Source organism: Klebsiella sp. HMSC09D12, assembly GCF_001808475.1.
Lineage (GTDB): Bacteria > Pseudomonadota > Gammaproteobacteria > Enterobacterales > Enterobacteriaceae > Klebsiella > Klebsiella oxytoca.
Genome location: NZ_KV793495.1, coordinates 149,427 through 165,141 on the forward strand (window position 1 = coordinate 149,427; position 15,715 = coordinate 165,141).

Sequence of the window (15,715 nt, forward strand, 5' to 3'; positions counted from 1 at the left end):
TTACGACGACCAGCGGCACGACGGGCAGGGGCTGATTCTGCCGTCGGTGCCGCCCTCCGGCCAGCACGACAGCGGTACCGAGTCGGTGTGGGCGCTGAAAAGCCGGCATCGCGTGGTGCCGCAGTCGGTGTTCACCCGGGACTATAACTACCGCAACGCGCCGGCGGAGATGAGCCTCAGCATCGATGTCAGCCGGGGCGACAGCACCACTTACGGCGAGGCGTACCACTGGGGGGATAACTACCTGACGCCGGGCGACAGCCATCCGCGCGACCCGGCGCCGGAGAGCGGGGCGTTTTATGCCCGCCTGCGTCACGAGCGCTACCTGAACGACCAGACCCGGCTGAGCGGAAAGAGCAGCTGCGCGACGCTCGCCCCCGGTCAGGAACTGAAGGTGAGCGGCGGCGAAGAGGTCACCGGCACCTTCCGTGAGGGGGTGGTGATAACCCACCTCCACAGCCGCGCCCGGCGCGACCGCAGTTTTGAGGTGGCCTTCCACGCCATCCCGTACTTAGAAGATTACGGCTTCCGCCCGGCCACTATCGCCAGGCCGGTGATGGCCGGGACGCTGCCGGCGCGGGTCACCAGCACGAAAAGCAGTGATATCTACGGCCATATCGACCGCGACGGGCGTTACAGGGTCAGCCTGCTGTTCGACCGCGACCACTGGCAGCCGGGAGAAGAGAGCCTGTGGGTACGCCAGGCGCGCCCGTATGCCGGTGACACGTACGGCCTGCATCTGCCGCTGCTGGCGGGCACCGAGGTGGCCATCGCCTTTGAACAGGGTGACCCGGACCGGCCGTATATAGCCGGTGTCCTGCACGACTCGGCGCAGCCGGACCCTGTCACCATCCGGAACTATAAACGTAACGTGCTGCGCACGCCGGCGAACAACAAAATCCGCCTCGACGACGCGCGGGGAAAAGAGCACATCAAGGTCAGCACGGAGTACGGCGGCAAGAGCCAGCTGAACCTGGGGCATCTGGTGGACGGCGGAAAACAGCCGCGCGGGGAGGGATTCGAGCTGCGTACCGACAGCTACGGAGCGATACGGGCCGGGAAAGGGATATTCATCACCGCTGATGCGCAGATGAAAGCGCAGGGGCAGGTACTTGAGATGGGGTCAGCAATAAGCCTTGTTAAAGGTGCTATTCATCAGGCTACTGAGTGGGGAGAGATTGCTGAGAGTCATCATAACGTGCAACCCGACGCACAATGCTTACGTGACTATTTAAAAGCGGCCGAACGGCTTCAAAAACCCGCTATGTTGTTGACAGCCCCTGCTGGAGTAGGGATTGTCAGTCCGGATACAGTGATGCTACAGACGGGGAAAGCACTCTATGCCCAAAGTATGGGCGAAGTACATATTGCCAGCAGCAAACGCATTGCGCTTAATGCTAATTACGCTATTTCTTTATTAGCTCAAACAGAGGGAGTAAGGATTGTCTCTGGTAAGGGGCCTTGCGAACTGGAATCGCATGCAGATACTCTGTCTATTACTGCGCTCAAAGATATTACTATTCAGTCCACGCAGGGCCATTTGCAATTGACAGCCAAAAATGGGATTACCCTGGCATGCGGTGGCGCGTATATTCGGTTGTCTCCCGATGGTCGAATTGAAATACATGGGCCTGGTTTGTTAAGCCTTAAGGGAAAACATGTATTTGAAGGCCCGACAAGGCAGGACTTTCCATTACCAGAACTCCCACAATCGATTTGTAAAGAGTGTCTATGTAAAGCACAGGAAGCTGCCGCTGGATTTATCCCTCGCTAACTAAAAGGATATCAAATGGACGCAGATACTGATAATTCAATATTAAATTGGTTAAAACAGATCGAACAAGTGTGTGCTTGTCTGGATACCGTGTCAGTAAATATTATTGTGGATCAGGCTGGGGATGCCCCCTCTTTAGTTCATGATTTGATGCGGTTTCAACCGCAGATTGCCTGGGTTTCGCTATTAGAGAATGAACCGGAAAATGAGTTTATTGAAGATGCGCCTCTTTTTTTGCAATTATGTATTGATGTATGGCAGCACAAAGAGTGGTTGTCAGCCTTACTTCGGCAATATAATGATCCGGCGCGAATATTGCTCTTTTTTTCTGTGTGTGATTTTAGTTCGTTGGCAAAACATTTGCAGAACCTGATTATTGCGGAATGGGAGGGCCGTAAGGGCTTAATGCGATTTTATGATACCCGAGTATTCCCGGCGTTGGTAACGTCAGTATTGACTGAGCAACAAAAAAATTATTTTCTACATATTGCGCAACTATGGAGCTGGCGTAATCGCGATGGGCAATCCGTCTGGTTTCGGGGTGAAAACTGTGAATATAACTTTAGCGAGACGACATTACTAACGCTTACCGATGCTCAATACAGCCAATTAGGTATGATTAGTGATATCGAAGGATTTATCAGAAAATATCACTTCAGGCATCCTGAGTTTACAAAGCAAACATTATTTAATCATTTGTGGCAGCGATTGCAGATGATGGATGAAGAAACACCGCTTGATAATGAGCGCTTTTTTAGTGAGTATTTATCGGGAGGGGGGGGTGAACAGCAAACCATCGATAAAAAGAAGAGACCTGATTAATAATGGCTCTGTAATTTTTCGCGCATAATTCATTGGTGTGTATCCTAAAGCCAGCATGCGCCTACATGAGTGAGACAAAGAGTAAAAATAAATATGATCAAGATGCTTACTAAATGCAGGGGCTATACGCTGTTTTTGTTTGCGGCATTATTATTGACCAGTTGTGAACAACCGGAAACCTGGAGCAGCGGTGATTTGCGTGGGGTTAACCATACACGCCAGGAGATTCCCGGCTTCAGCGTCAACGGCAGTATCGGGCCGAATATTGGTTCCTTCGGGGAAAAGGGAGGAGCTTGTTGCATTTCCCTGCCTGATAAATGGCGACCAGGTTTAAAGGCTGATGTTGTGTGGGTGGTCAGTACGACTTCAGACATAATCAACTTTCCTGGATATGAGGATTGGGAGAAATATAAGGCATGGGAAAAAAAAGTTATAGAGGGGAGGGTTAAACACTACACCACAGTCGATATCCCCGACTACGGTGACAGGAAATGCGGATTAACCGTCCATTTTTTGCCCTGTAATCAAATCAAGGTTACTGCCTCTTGCAAAACATATGGTGCCGCTGAATATCCGATTAAAGAGCCCCGTGAAATGGAGGAGCCTGAGCAATGCCCCAAATGAATGTCAGGTCGGTTTTAGCACCTCCGTATTTCCCCGCTGAAGGCCGGTTGCCCAAAAATATTGACTTGGTACAAGCCAATGTAGATTTACAGACACGTGAGGAGAAGGAGTTTAAACTAACGCTGAATGCGCAAAATGGTCTTAATAATACCCCTCCTTGTTGTAAAAGCCTGCATGTCAGCCTATTTTTTGACGGCACTAATAATAATGAAAAAGCAAGCGCTGAGGCAAAAAGACCGAACCCCAGCAATATCGCCCGACTTTATCATACGGCGCTTGAAGATATCGATAGCGGATATTATAGCTACTATATACCCGGTGTGGGGACTGCTTTTCCGGAAATTGGCGAGTTGGATTTTAGCGATGCGGGGTTAAGATATGCCACGGGGGGAGAGGCGCGAATTAATTGGGCACTGCTGCGCATTGTCGATGCCGTCAGGCATACATTAACCGGAGAACGTCTGGGTGATAGCGAAGCGAAGGGGTTGGCACAGTCTCTTTCAAAGGACATGGCAGGCAAGGCGAAAGTAAACAAACCAATAAGAACGATGAGGCGGCAGGTCGTATTCCGTCACCTGTTTGCCCCACTGCGCGCTAGAGCGAAAACCCATCAGCCGAAAATCCTCAAAATCAAGCTGTTTATCTACGGTTTCTCCCGCGGCGCCGCCGAGGCGCGCGCCTTTGTGAACTGGTTAACGGACATCCTGGATGCGGCATTGCTACAGGAGAAAACTCCGCAACCCACTCTGCTGGGCTGGCCGATAGCCGTTGAGTTTCTTGGTCTCTGCGACACCGTGGCCTCGGTAGGGATTGCACGCATAGCCCCTGGATTTCAGGGGCATATGGCGTGGGCGGATGATAATCTGGCGCTGCCGGATGAAAGTCAATTCCCCGGATTTATTCAGCGCTGCTGCCATTTTGTCTCCGCTCACGAGCAGCGTTTGTGCTTTCCGCTCGATTCTGTCAGACGCACGGAGGGAAATTACCCCGCCAGTACCTTTGAGGTGGTTTACCCTGGTGTTCACTCTGACGTGGGCGGCGGCTATGCCCGGGGGGAGCAGGGGAAGAGCGTTGAGGATGCGCTGATTCTCTCGCAGATTGTGCTGCACGATCTTTATGCCGCAGCCTTTGCTATGGGCGCCCCCCTGATGGTACCGGAACAGATGATCCCGCCCGATTTAGTATCGCGTAAGCCTTCACGGAATATGAGTGAGGACGTTCTGCAGGAATTTAAAATCAAACAACCGCTTATCGAGCGCTTCAATGCCTGGCGCACCACTTTGCAGCCAGACCTGCCGCAGAACGCCACCTCTGGTTATCAACCTGTTGACCTGAAGCATGCGCTGGAAAATGTGATTGAACAGCAGATGGCGTGGATAACTGCCTGGCGTATAGGACGTTTTGCGAATGGCAGTTACCAGCGTCAGTCCTTTTATCAGGAAGCGGCATGGAATAGTGGGGATACGGACCAGCAGCACCGTGACGCAAGTGAGAGGGCGCGTGATGAAAAACAGAAAGAGCGTGAAAAGGCTCGCAAGATAATACCGGATACGCCGGGAGTACCAATATTCGAACCTGCTCTCGATCAGCAGCAGTTGCAGCAGGCAGCGGACGAATTTCGTGCAGATTATCACGCTCTCTCTCCTTACACGGTAGGCATGACGCGGAATAACACTGGCGGTGGATGGCAGATGCTGGTTGATGGCATCGGTGGGAGGATTACGTACATCTTCGATCCTGACGATCAGGCGGCTGAATATACGCAGATGAAAACCGCGGCTAACTCGTTAAAAGGAATACTCTTTAAAGACGATCGTGGCGCGATTACCGATGATAATGACTATGCCCAAGTTTGTAAGTTGTATGACGATCATATTCATGATTCACGTGCGTGGTTTATGCAATCTAGTCTGGGGTATCGCGAACTGTGGGCGGGTTATTTTCGCTACCGTACCATTTATAGCGGGGATGATGCTAATAAAGAGACTTCTTTGTTAAAAATGAGCCAAAAAGGTGGCGAGGTGCTTATTGGCATAAATATTTATTTAGTTGCTGAGGAAAATAAAGCATTTGCCGCAGTGGATCGGGGTGTGGATAAGTTAGGAAACGTCATGAAAGACGGCATGGAATTATCGGCACAGGCGCAGCAGCTGGAGAATGAGGCTATCGCTGCCAGAAATAAAAAGATCCGTGAAATGGGCGGGAAAGTTATCCGTGGCATGGTCGAGAAAGTAAGGCATATGTCTTCTATGCAAACATGTCCTGTTTCCGATATCAATGGCGAAATGATATGCCAGGTTCCGCTATATGTGAATATAGTTTTCCCCACGCGTAATGTTACCCAGTTACGCAAAATTTATAATCAGCAAGAAGCAGCGAGTGATAAAAAACAGTTGGATGAACTGGTGGAAAATTTAAATAACTTTGTCGAGCCAGCCAGTAACAGGAGATAGCCGGCAATGAGCGCGTTAAAAAAAATAGTCCGACAGGGCGATACTTTACGGGAATATGGTGGAACTGTCTTATCCGGGAAATATCTTGCTTTTGGCAAGCCTATTGCCCGCGTGGGGGATGCGGTGCAGTGCAATAAGCATGGAGCTACAACAATTATTGAGGGAGCAGCAGGAACCATGATTGATGGTAAGTCTGTTGCTCTGGATGGACACCGTTGCACCTGCGGTTGCGCTTTGGTGAGTTCATTACAGGAGATGGATATCGCGCTATGAAATATCCGCGGCTTTATCCTGATTACCGGGGAGTTGTTCCCCCCTGTAAAAAACGCTGGGGAGTGGCATGGCTGGGGGGTAATTTACTGTTTACATTTTTTATCCTCTGGTTATGGCCTTTAGACAAGGTCACCCATACTGCAGAATTCTGGTTCTGGACTGCCGTTTTTCCTACCCTTTTTATCGGATTTCTGTTTGCTGCACGAGTCTTGATTTATCAGGTGGCTTCAGGGAACCAACGGGCTTATCGCCATATACTGCAGCAGGAGGAAGTGCGATGGTGGCGGCAACGAGCGGCCGGACTTCCGATAGAACCATGGTGTTTGCTGGGGCCGGGCGGTGATAAACCAGAGCATCATCTGGCTGCTCTGGCGCGAGATAGCTCTCCGCCAGAATATTTAATAACCCAGCATGGTTTCAGGGTTTTGCGTTGCCCACAAATACTGGAAAACGACATTTGGCGCCGGGAGGCGGCATTAACTCGACATTTAGTGCGCACGTTGATTGAGACATACGCATTAAAAAGCTCATGTCCTCCAGTATTTCAGGCGTTGTACTGGTGTGGTTCGTCACAAGCGGGGCAACAGTTTATGCAGACGTTATGTGATTCAGGATGGCAGTTTCAGCAGCCGCTTTTACCGCTGAACGATATCGATCAGTTAGATGATGCTATCGACCATTACCATCGTCTCTCCCGGCATAAAAATAGATTACTGTGTGCTGGCATTTATTCGGCGAGCCACATCGACTCTACGCAGATTACCGGAGAAGCAGGGTTTGTCTGGTGCGTCGGGGTAGAAAAAAAAGTTATCGTGCAACGTGCTGAACGGCAGGATACTCCAGATGAAACCGCCCTGATGCTAACCAGGCAGGTTGAAAAAATTTCCCTTATGACTTCTCCGCCTGAACACTGTCTGTCATTTAATAACCGTGCAGCAGAATATTTGCAATCGGGAGGATGGCCGACGCTGGAACACATCCTTGCCCCATATTGGGGGGACCTGCAGCAAATGTCCCCATTTGTTGCAATTTCTATGGCTGCCTTCAGAAGCCTTGAGGCTGGGCAATCATGTGGATGGATAGCCCAGGATCAAATGCGTAAATGTATTATTGGAGTAATTACCATTGATAAATGATAAGGAACATCAAGGCTCTCTTTTTCGCCAGTTCATCTGGTGTTCAGTTACGATCACTCTATTTCTGGTGATTATTGGTTGCCTGTATTGGTTTTTAAAGGACGCGCTCGGTTTACCTCCCTTCACATTACAAATGTTCCTGCTATACCTTGCAGGAGCGTGGTTTTTACTGATGTGGTTATCACCTTTTATTCTGCAAGGGTGGAATGCTTTGGCGCGAGCCGAGGCTTTAAACAAGATTTATCATCCAGGACCCGCCACACATCAACAAACCCTGGATGCAAATTCGCATTATCTTACTGAACTGCGTCAATATCTCCGCCGCCGCTATAACCGTTTCTGGCGCCACAAAGTCCGCCTGCTGCTGGTGGCCGGTGAACCCGCGCACATTGCCGCCATCGCCCCCGGTCTGGCGGAAAAGCAGTGGCTCGAAGGCCACCGCACGGTGCTGATTTACGGCGGCACTCTGTCATCGGCGCCGGATACTGAACGCCTGACCGCCCTGCGCAAGCTGCGCCGCAGCCGTCCGCTGGACGGCATCGTGCTGGCGCTTGATGAGGCGCAGGCGACCAGCGCTAGCCTGGATAACCATCTTCGCACCCTCGAGCAGGTCGGGGAGGCCCTGCGCTGGCAGCCGCCGGTGTACCTGTGGCAGGTGACTGACAGCGCCTGGCCGCAGGATACCCGCATCAGTCAGACGGTGGGGGCGCTGTTCCCGCCCGGCGCCACGCCGGAGGGGGTGGCGCAACAACTCCGCGCCATTCTGCCGTCCCTGGGGGAAAGGGGAATGCAGCAGCTGTGCGCCGACCCGGCCCATGATTATCTGCTGCGCCTGGGGCGCACGCTTGAGGGGAGCGGCATTGCCCGCTGGCGTACGCTGCTGACGCCCTGGCTGACGGAGCGCCTGCAGCGCGTTCCGCTGCGCGGCCTGATGTTCAGCCCGCCGCTGGCGCCGGACACGACCGCCGGGGAGGCGCCACATCCTCACCGCTGGTCCGCTCCGGCGGTCTGGCAGGGAGTGACGGCGGACTGCGCTCAGGCGCGGGGCGTGCGGGCCGGTCTGCCCTGGCAGCGCGCATCGGGGGTTATCGCCCTGTCGCTGATGGCCCTGTGGGGGGCGGGCAGCCTGGTCTCCTTCGCCGTTAACCGCCAGCATATTGTCAGCGCGGCGCAGCTGCTGGTGAGCTCTCCCGCGGTGAATGATGAACAGCTGATGGCGCTGCAGGCGCTGCGTAACGATATCGGACGGTTACAGCATCAGCAGGCGCACGGCGCGCCCTGGTATCAGCGCTTCGGGCTGGACCATAACGCCCCGCTGCTGGCGGCCCTGATGCCGTGGTACGGGCAGGCGAATAACCGGCTGATACGCGATGCGGCGGCGCAGGCGCTCACAAAGCAGCTGAACGCGCTGGCAGACCTGCCGCCGCGCAGTCCGCTGCGCGAGAAACGGGCGAAGCGGGGCTACGACCAGCTGAAGGCGTACCTGATGATGGCGCACCCGGAGAAGGCGGACGCCGCGTTTTTTGCGCAGGTGATGAAAACCGCCGAACCGTCCCGTCCGGGTCTGTCCCCGGCGCTGTGGCAGGAGATGGCGCCGGATTTGCACACCTTTTACATGCAGAGCCTGCCCGCGCAGCCGTCATGGAAAATCACGCCGGATGCGGCGCTGGTGGCGCAGGTGCGCAGGGTGCTGCTGGAGCAGGCAGGCCAGCGCAACGCCGAAAGCACGCTCTATGAGAACATGCTGACGGCCGTCCGGCGCAACTATGCCGATATGACGCTTGAGGACATGACGCCGCAGACCGACGCCCGCCGTCTGTTCAGCACGGGCGAGGTGGTGCCGGGAATGTTCACCCGCCAGGCGTGGGAAGGCGGGATTCAGGACGCCATCGACGCCGCCGTGGCCTCGCGGCGCGATGAAATCGACTGGGTGCTGAGCGACAACCGTAACACCGTGTCCACGGATGTCTCCCCGGAGGCGCTGAAACAGCGGCTGACGAACCGCTACTTTACCGATTTTGCCGGAGCGTGGCTGAACTTCCTTAACAGCATCCGGCTGAATCCGGCGCACAACATTACCGATGTCACCGACCAGCTCACCCTGACCGGCGATGTCCGCCAGTCGCCGCTGATTGCGCTGATGAACACTCTGGCCTGGCAGGGGCAGACCGGAGAGCAGGGGGAGGCTCTCTCTGATTTCCTGGTGAGGACGGCGAAAAATCTGCCGGGTAAGGATAAAAAGCCGGTCATTGACCAGCAGGCAGCCGGTCCTCGCGGCCCGCTGGACAGCACCTTCGGCCCGCTGCTGACCCTGACGGGCAAAAACAGCGCGCAGAAGGTGATGGCTGCCGACAGCTCGCTCAGCTTACAGACCTGGCTCACCCGCATCACCCGCGTGCGCCTGAAACTTCAGCAGGTGGCGAACGCCGCCGACCCGCAGGCGATGATGCAGCAGCTGGCGCAGACGGTGTTCCGGGGCCGGAGCGTGGAGCTGACCGACACGCAGGAGTACGGCACCTTGGTGGCGGCCAGCCTCGGTGAGGCGTGGCGCGGTTTCGGGCAGACGATGTTTGTTCAGCCGCTGACTCAGGCCCGGGAGGCGGTACTGCAGCCGTCGGCGGCCAGCCTGAACGAGGCGTGGCAGCGCTCCGTGGTCGCGAACTGGAATGCGGCGTTTCAGGGGCGCTATCCCTTTGCGGCCGGGAAGAGCGACGCTTCGCTGCCGATGCTGGCGGCGTTTATCCGCCGCGATACCGGACGTATTGACCGTTTTCTCAGTACGGAGCTGGGCGGGGTGCTGCGCCGGGAGGGCAGCGACTGGGTGGCGGACAGCACCCGCAGCCAGGGGCTGACCTTCAGCCCGGCCTTCCTGAACGCGGTGAACCAGCTCAGCCAGCTGTCCGATATCCTGTTCACCGACGGCAGCCAGGGCATCAGCTTTGAGATGCAGGGGGTGGCGATGCGGGAAGTGGTGGAAACAGCGCTGACGCTTGACGGGCAGACGCTGCACTATTTTAACCAGCTGGCCGACTGGCAGCGCTTCCGCTGGCCGGGGGTGATGAATAAACCGGGGGCGATGCTGACCTGGACGTCAACGACGGCGGGAAGCCGTCTGTATGCAAACCACAGCGGCCCGTGGGGCGTCATCCGGATGCTGGAGCCGATGGCGCGGCAGAAAGCGGGGGACGGGCTGTACCGGCTGACCGTCACCGCGCCGGACAGGCGGCAGCTGCAGTGGCTGCTGCGCACGGAGCTGGGCGACGGTCCGCTGGCGCTGCTGAAACTGCGCAACTTCAGGCTGCCGGCGCAGATATTCAGCGCCGGTGTCCCGGCAGCCGGCCGCACGGATGAAGAGGAATACGACGCGGGGAAGGTGAGTGAATAATGAACCCGGCGGCGGCCACGATCGTAGCGCCTGACGCTGGACAGAAATAAAAAAGAAAGAAGAAGTCATCAGCCAGGTCTGCCGATACTGGACAACGTGCAGCGCATTCTCTCAACTGGCGCGTCACTGCATTTACATCCTGACGGGAAACGATCGGCTTGATATGTCGAAAATCTTTCAGCAGATGCCCGGAGCGCGATGCCACGAATGTATGTCCGGTAGCAGGGGGCTTGTTCGCTATCTGAAACGGCGGCAGTATCTGTAAGCCTCTGCGCTGAACGAAACACCCCAATTTCACCCCGCTCGAAAAACAGGCATAAAAAAACCAGCCTTAAAAGGCTGGTTTTACTGGGATTATTTGGTCGGCACGAGAGGATTTGAACCTCCGACCCCCGACACCCCATGACGGTGCGCTACCAGGCTGCGCTACGTGCCGATTTGTGGGGAACAATATTACCCGTTCCCCGGGCGAATGCAAGCCGGGAAATGACTGATTGATTTATAAATAATCAATCAGTTAGCGATAAAGCGTTTTTCATCGGTCAGCACCTGCAGCAGCAAGCTGAGCTGCGGTTTTTGATCTTTAATTTTCTCGCCGTCGCTGTTCCATGTTCTGTAGGTACCGTTGTGATTGAGCACGACGGTAACCTTCGGCGTGGTAATAGCCAGCGTATCGCTATTGGCTGCGGTAACCCAGGCGCGGCGGCGGGCGGCGCTAAACAGGTCTTCACCTTGCGAATACTCATTCGCCGGTGTGGAGACGTGAAGTAAGCGCTGCATCAGCGTCGTCATCACGTCTTTATTATCGGTCAGCGTAGCGATCTCCTGGGCCGGGGTGCCAGGCCAATGGATCACCAACGGAACCTGAAGCTCTTCGCGCGACCAGCCAAACGCGTCATGCTGTGGGTTCAGCGGCATACCGTGGCCCGCCGTCACGATAACTACCGTGTTGTCCAGCTTGCCCGCTTCGCGCAGCGCATTCAGCACGCGACCAATTTGCGTATCGACCGCGCCAGCGGCGCTGGCGTAGCGCCGGACAAAGTTTTGCTGCTGCCCGTTATCCAGAGCGGTGCCGTTGAGCGCAACCCATGAGAACCAGCGGTTTTCGTCCTGGGCGTAGCGGTCCAGCCAGTTTATCCACTGGTTTGCCGTCTGCTCGTCGCTTTGCGCTTTCGCCGCCGGCAGCGAGAAATCGGACAGCAGCGCCTGGCGGTACAGCGGGCTGCTAAAACCGTCAGAAGAGAACAGGCCCAACTGGTAGCCCTGCTGATTCAGCGACGTAATCAGCGCTGCGGGGATACGCGCTGACAGGACGCCGTCCATATAGCTCGGCGAAATACCATAGAACAGGCCAAACATGCCGCTGTCGGCAGTGTTACCGGAGCTCATATGCTGGGTAAAGTTAACGTTTTCTTTCGCGAAGCCGGTCAGCGCTGGCATGTTTTGCTCAAAGCGCGAGTAGTTAAGATTATCGACGGTAATCAGCAGCACGTTATAACCGGTACCGAGATCGCGGTAACGCAGTTCGCTAAGCGGGTACTGCACCGAAACGGCTTCCGGCGCGCCTTGTTCTACCAGACGGCGCTGATAGTCCTGCGCGTCGAGCAGGCCGTGTTTTTCCAGAAAACGGCGCGCCGTCATTGGATAGGAAAGCGGCAGATTGGCCCGCTGCATGGTTATCGGGCGATAGAAATTGGCATCCGCCCAGATATAGACCAGGTGGCTACTGATAAAAGAAATAAAGAAGAACCACGCAACGGGCCGGGCATAGTGGCGGCGGCGCGTCAGGCTGCGCAGTTTCTGCCAGCTCCAGGTCGCAAAGAGCATTTCCAGAAGGAAGATGATCGGGACGCTGATAAACATCAGCTGCCAGTCGCGCGCCATCTCGTTCTGATCGGGGTTAATGACCAGTTCCCAGACAAAGGGATTAAGATGCAGGTGGAAACGGGTGAATACTTCGCTGTCGATCAACAGCAGCGTCATGCCGATGGTCGCGAGAACCACCGAGATAAAGCGCATTAAGCGCTGAGAGACAACGATAAACGTTAGCGGGAAAAGAATCAGCACATAGCTGGTAAAGACCAGGAAGCTGAAGTGACCAACGAGGCTGACGTACGAAAAAAGGCGCCCGGCAAGCGTCGTTGGCCAGTCGGCGACAAACAGATAGCGACTGCCGAGCGCCATAGCCAACAACATGTTGAAAAGGGCGAACCAGTGTCCCCAGCTGACCATCTGGGAGACTTTTTCTCGGTAGGGCTGACGAAGAGTCACCATATACTGTTGTTCGTTATCCTTAGTGCGCTGGATCGTCGTTGATAGATGACTGCAGCGCCTGGGCAAAAGAACGGGCGATGGCCTGACGCTGCGCCGGCGCGACGCTACTGTTAATCAGGTTAGTCACCATATTGCCCAATACCATCAGTGAAAGGTCAACGGGCGCTTTATGTGTTTCCAGAACGCTCGTCAGCTCGCTGAGCAGCTGTTCGACGTGTTCATCGCTATAGCGGGATAATTGCGGCATAAACTCAAAATCTGTTTGTTCGTGAAAGGGCAACATATTACCGTAGCAGAAGCTTTTTTTCCGCATTTTTTCGCCACGACGCAAAAGCGCGCGGCTTCGCTCGCAAAGAGTCACGCGGCGGTTGCGTCGTCGCCCCGGCGGTGGTTGAATACCGCCCGGTCTAAAAGGAGAGTTTAACATGAGTCTGGATATCGACCAGATTGCCCTGCATCAGTTAATCAAACGTGATGAACAAAATCTGGAACTGGTGCTGCGCGAATCGTTGCTGGAGCCGACGGCGACGGTTGTTGAGATGATGGCTGAGCTGCATCGTGTCTACAGCGCAAAAAATAAAGCCTATGGCCTGTTTACTGAAGAGAGCGAGCTGGCGCAGGCGCTGCGCGGGCAGCGTAAAGGCGAAGAAGAGTTCCTGCCGTTCAGCCGCGCCGCTACCGGGCGCCTGCGTGACGAACTGGCAAAATACCCTTTTGCTGAAGGCGGGATCGTGCTGTTTTGCCAGTATCGCTATCTGGCGGTGGAATACCTGATGGTGGCGGTGCTGAATAACTTAAGCAGCATGCGCGTCAACGAAGAGCTGGATATCAGCTCTACCCATTATCTGGATATCAATCACGCTGACATCGTCGCGCGTATTGATTTAACCGAATGGGAAACCAACCCGGAGTCAACGCGCTATTTGACCTTCCTGAAGGGGCGGGTAGGGCGCAAAGTGGCGGATTTCTTCATGGACTTCCTCGGCGCCAGCGAAGGGCTGAATGCGAAAGCGCAAAATCGCGGCCTGCTGCAGGCGCTGGATGATTTCGCCGCCGATGCGCAGCTGGACAAATCTGAACGTCAGAACGTACGTCAGCAGGTATACAGCTACTGCAACGAACAGCTGCAGGCCGGTGAGGAAATCGAACTGGAATCGCTGTCCAAAGAGCTGGCTGGCGTCAGCGAGAAGACCTTCCAGGAATTTACCGCCGAGCAAGGTTACGAGCTGGAAGAGAGCTTTCCGGCGGATCGCAGCACTTTGCGTCAGTTAACCAAGTTTGCCGGCAGCGGCGGCGGGTTAACCATCAACTTTGACGCTATGCTGCTGGGCGAGCGGGTGTTCTGGGATCCGGCTACGGATACCTTAACCATTAAAGGCACGCCGCCGAATCTGCGCGATCAGCTGCAGCGCCGCACTTCTGGCGGAAATTAAAATGCAAAATCCCGACGCCGAGTCGGGATTTTTTTAGCGTCAGACCTGCCCTACAGCGCGTAGAGGATTTCCACCCCATTCAGGGTTAGCTGCTGTCGCAGCGCCTCGTCGAGAGTCGTATCCACGATCAGCGTACTGACGCCCCCCAGCTCGCCGATAGCAAAGGTCGAAGCGGAGTTCAGCTTTTCTTGCGACGCCATCACCACCGTTTCGGCTGCCCGTGCCGCAAGCGCGCGCTTGATGCCCGCTTCTTCATAATCACCGGTGGTTAATCCCGCCCGCGGGTGCACGCCGGTAACGCCCATGAAAAACAGATCGGCATTGATGCGGGAAATGCTTTCCAGGGCCGCAGCCCCGACGCTGACGACCGAATGCTTAAACAACCGGCCGCCGATCAAAATCACCTCGATAAGCGGTTTCTCCACCAGCGCGACGGCAATTCCCGGGCTATGGGTGACCACGGTACACGCGAGGTTATCGGGCAGCAGGCGCACCATCTCTCCGGTAGTCGTGCCTCCGTCGATAATCACCACCTGACCGGGCTGAATAAGCTCAACCGCGCGCTGGGCAATAGTTAGCTTTGAGGCCATCTGCACGTTCTTTCTTGTTTCAATAGGCGCGATGGCTTCGGATACCGGCAGCGCCCCGCCGTGCACGCGCTGCAGTTTGCCTTCCGCTGCCAGCTCCCGCAGATCCCGGCGAATAGAGTCTTCTGAGACGCTGAAGCGCTGGCTAAGATCGCCTGACATCACCTGTTTTTCCTCAGCGAGGATCTGCAAAATCTGCTGTTTTCTCTGGCTGGCAAGCATCAAAATACCTTCATGAGTGATCTTGTTTGTGCACGATTATGCATGTTATGTTGCTCGCTGTCACCTAAAAGGGGAAAAACATGCACGCTGACGCACCGCGCGTTCGCCATATCCGCGAAACGCTATTATCGGACAACTGGTACACGCTCAAGAAATATACCTTTGAACTACTGCGCCGTGACGGGCGCTGGCAGGAGCAGAGTCGGGAAGCTTACGATCGCGGCAACGGCGCGGTGATCCTGCTCTACAATCGTGAAAAGCAAACGGTAGTGCTGGTCCGTCAGTTTCGCTTTCCGGTATGGATTAACGGTCATGATGGGTTTTTGATCGAAGCCGCCGCAGGACTGCTGGATGACGCTTCTCCGGAAGAACGCATCGTTGCCGAGGCCGAAGAAGAGACCGGTTTTCGCGTCACCCGGATCGAGCCGGTATTTACCGCTTATATGAGTCCCGGTTCGGTGACGGAGAAGCTTTACTTTTTCATCGCTGAATACTCTGCCGACGATCGGCGCAGCGACGGTGGCGGCCTGGCGACGGAGGGAGAAGATATCGAAGTGCTGGAGTGGCCGCTGGAAAAAGCGCTGCAGGCTATTCGCGAAGGAGAAATCGTCGATGCGAAAACGATTATGCTGTTGCAGCATCTCGCGCTGAATGCCTCAACGCTACTCGCCTAATAAACAAAACGCCCCGAACCTTGCGGAGCGGGGCGTTTGCCATACAACTTTCAGCGAG

General features: G+C 55.3%; 12 protein-coding genes and 1 tRNA gene. 9 read left to right on the forward strand and 4 right to left on the reverse strand.

Annotated elements, in window-relative coordinates:
• The 7 genes from HMPREF3178_RS20310 to HMPREF3178_RS20340 all read left to right on the forward strand — a co-directional run.
• Positions 1–1,774 (forward strand): DUF2345 domain-containing protein (locus tag HMPREF3178_RS20310; RefSeq protein ID WP_070585475.1); only part of this gene is annotated, 1,774 nt, incomplete at its 5' end.
• A 15-nt stretch (positions 1,775–1,789) separates the two neighbouring features.
• Positions 1,790–2,596 (forward strand): DUF4123 domain-containing protein, encoded by an 807-nt coding sequence (locus HMPREF3178_RS20315; RefSeq protein WP_227628287.1) that lies wholly within the window; start codon positions 1,790–1,792, stop codon positions 2,594–2,596.
• 93 nt (positions 2,597–2,689) lie between these two features.
• On the forward strand, positions 2,690–3,220 hold the full coding sequence (locus HMPREF3178_RS20320; RefSeq protein WP_049128287.1) for a DUF3304 domain-containing protein: 531 nt from the start codon (positions 2,690–2,692) through the stop codon (positions 3,218–3,220).
• Positions 3,208–5,673, forward strand: coding sequence for a T6SS phospholipase effector Tle1-like catalytic domain-containing protein (locus HMPREF3178_RS20325; protein WP_070585456.1), 2,466 nt, complete (start codon positions 3,208–3,210; stop codon positions 5,671–5,673). The genes HMPREF3178_RS20320 and HMPREF3178_RS20325 overlap by 13 nt, the downstream gene beginning before the upstream one ends.
• 6 nt (positions 5,674–5,679) lie before the next feature.
• On the forward strand, positions 5,680–5,946 hold the full coding sequence (locus tag HMPREF3178_RS20330; protein WP_016809482.1) for a PAAR domain-containing protein: 267 nt from the start codon (positions 5,680–5,682) through the stop codon (positions 5,944–5,946).
• A complete protein-coding gene (locus tag HMPREF3178_RS20335; RefSeq protein ID WP_070585458.1) occupies positions 5,943–7,082 on the forward strand; it encodes a hypothetical protein in 1,140 nt (379 codons plus the stop codon). Before HMPREF3178_RS20330 ends, HMPREF3178_RS20335 begins: the two co-directional genes overlap by 4 nt.
• Before the next feature lie 172 nt (positions 7,083–7,254).
• On the forward strand, positions 7,255–10,467 hold the full coding sequence (locus HMPREF3178_RS20340) for an ImcF-related family protein (protein WP_070585460.1): 3,213 nt from the start codon (positions 7,255–7,257) through the stop codon (positions 10,465–10,467).
• Positions 10,468–10,826: 359 nt separating this feature from the next.
• On the opposite strand, the gene HMPREF3178_RS20345 is transcribed toward HMPREF3178_RS20340, so the two are convergent.
• From HMPREF3178_RS20345 to HMPREF3178_RS20355, 3 genes are all read right to left on the reverse strand, one after another.
• Positions 10,827–10,903, reverse strand: a tRNA-Pro gene (locus HMPREF3178_RS20345).
• A gap of 77 nt (positions 10,904–10,980) precedes the next feature.
• Positions 10,981–12,741: an LPS biosynthesis-modulating metalloenzyme YejM gene (gene yejM / locus HMPREF3178_RS20350; RefSeq protein WP_004114147.1), complete on the reverse strand. Its 1,761-nt coding sequence runs from the start codon at positions 12,739–12,741 to the stop codon at positions 10,981–10,983.
• A 19-nt stretch (positions 12,742–12,760) separates the two neighbouring features.
• Entirely contained in the window at positions 12,761–12,988 is a 228-nt protein-coding gene (locus HMPREF3178_RS20355) for a YejL family protein (protein WP_004133900.1), read from the reverse strand.
• Between the two features lie 178 nt (positions 12,989–13,166).
• Here HMPREF3178_RS20355 and yejK point away from each other — a divergent pair, with 178 nt between their 5' ends.
• Complete coding sequence (gene yejK, locus HMPREF3178_RS20360) at positions 13,167–14,174, forward strand: nucleoid-associated protein YejK (protein WP_004114145.1); 1,008 nt, start codon at positions 13,167–13,169, stop codon at positions 14,172–14,174.
• Positions 14,175–14,224: 50 nt separating this feature from the next.
• On the opposite strand, the gene HMPREF3178_RS20365 is transcribed toward yejK, so the two are convergent.
• Positions 14,225–14,983 (reverse strand): DeoR/GlpR family DNA-binding transcription regulator, encoded by a 759-nt coding sequence (locus HMPREF3178_RS20365; protein ID WP_070585462.1) that lies wholly within the window; start codon positions 14,981–14,983, stop codon positions 14,225–14,227.
• Positions 14,984–15,063: 80 nt separating this feature from the next.
• Here HMPREF3178_RS20365 and HMPREF3178_RS20370 point away from each other — a divergent pair, with 80 nt between their 5' ends.
• Entirely contained in the window at positions 15,064–15,657 is a 594-nt protein-coding gene (locus HMPREF3178_RS20370) for an NUDIX domain-containing protein (RefSeq protein WP_016809562.1), read from the forward strand.
• Positions 15,658–15,715 lie beyond the last annotated feature (58 nt).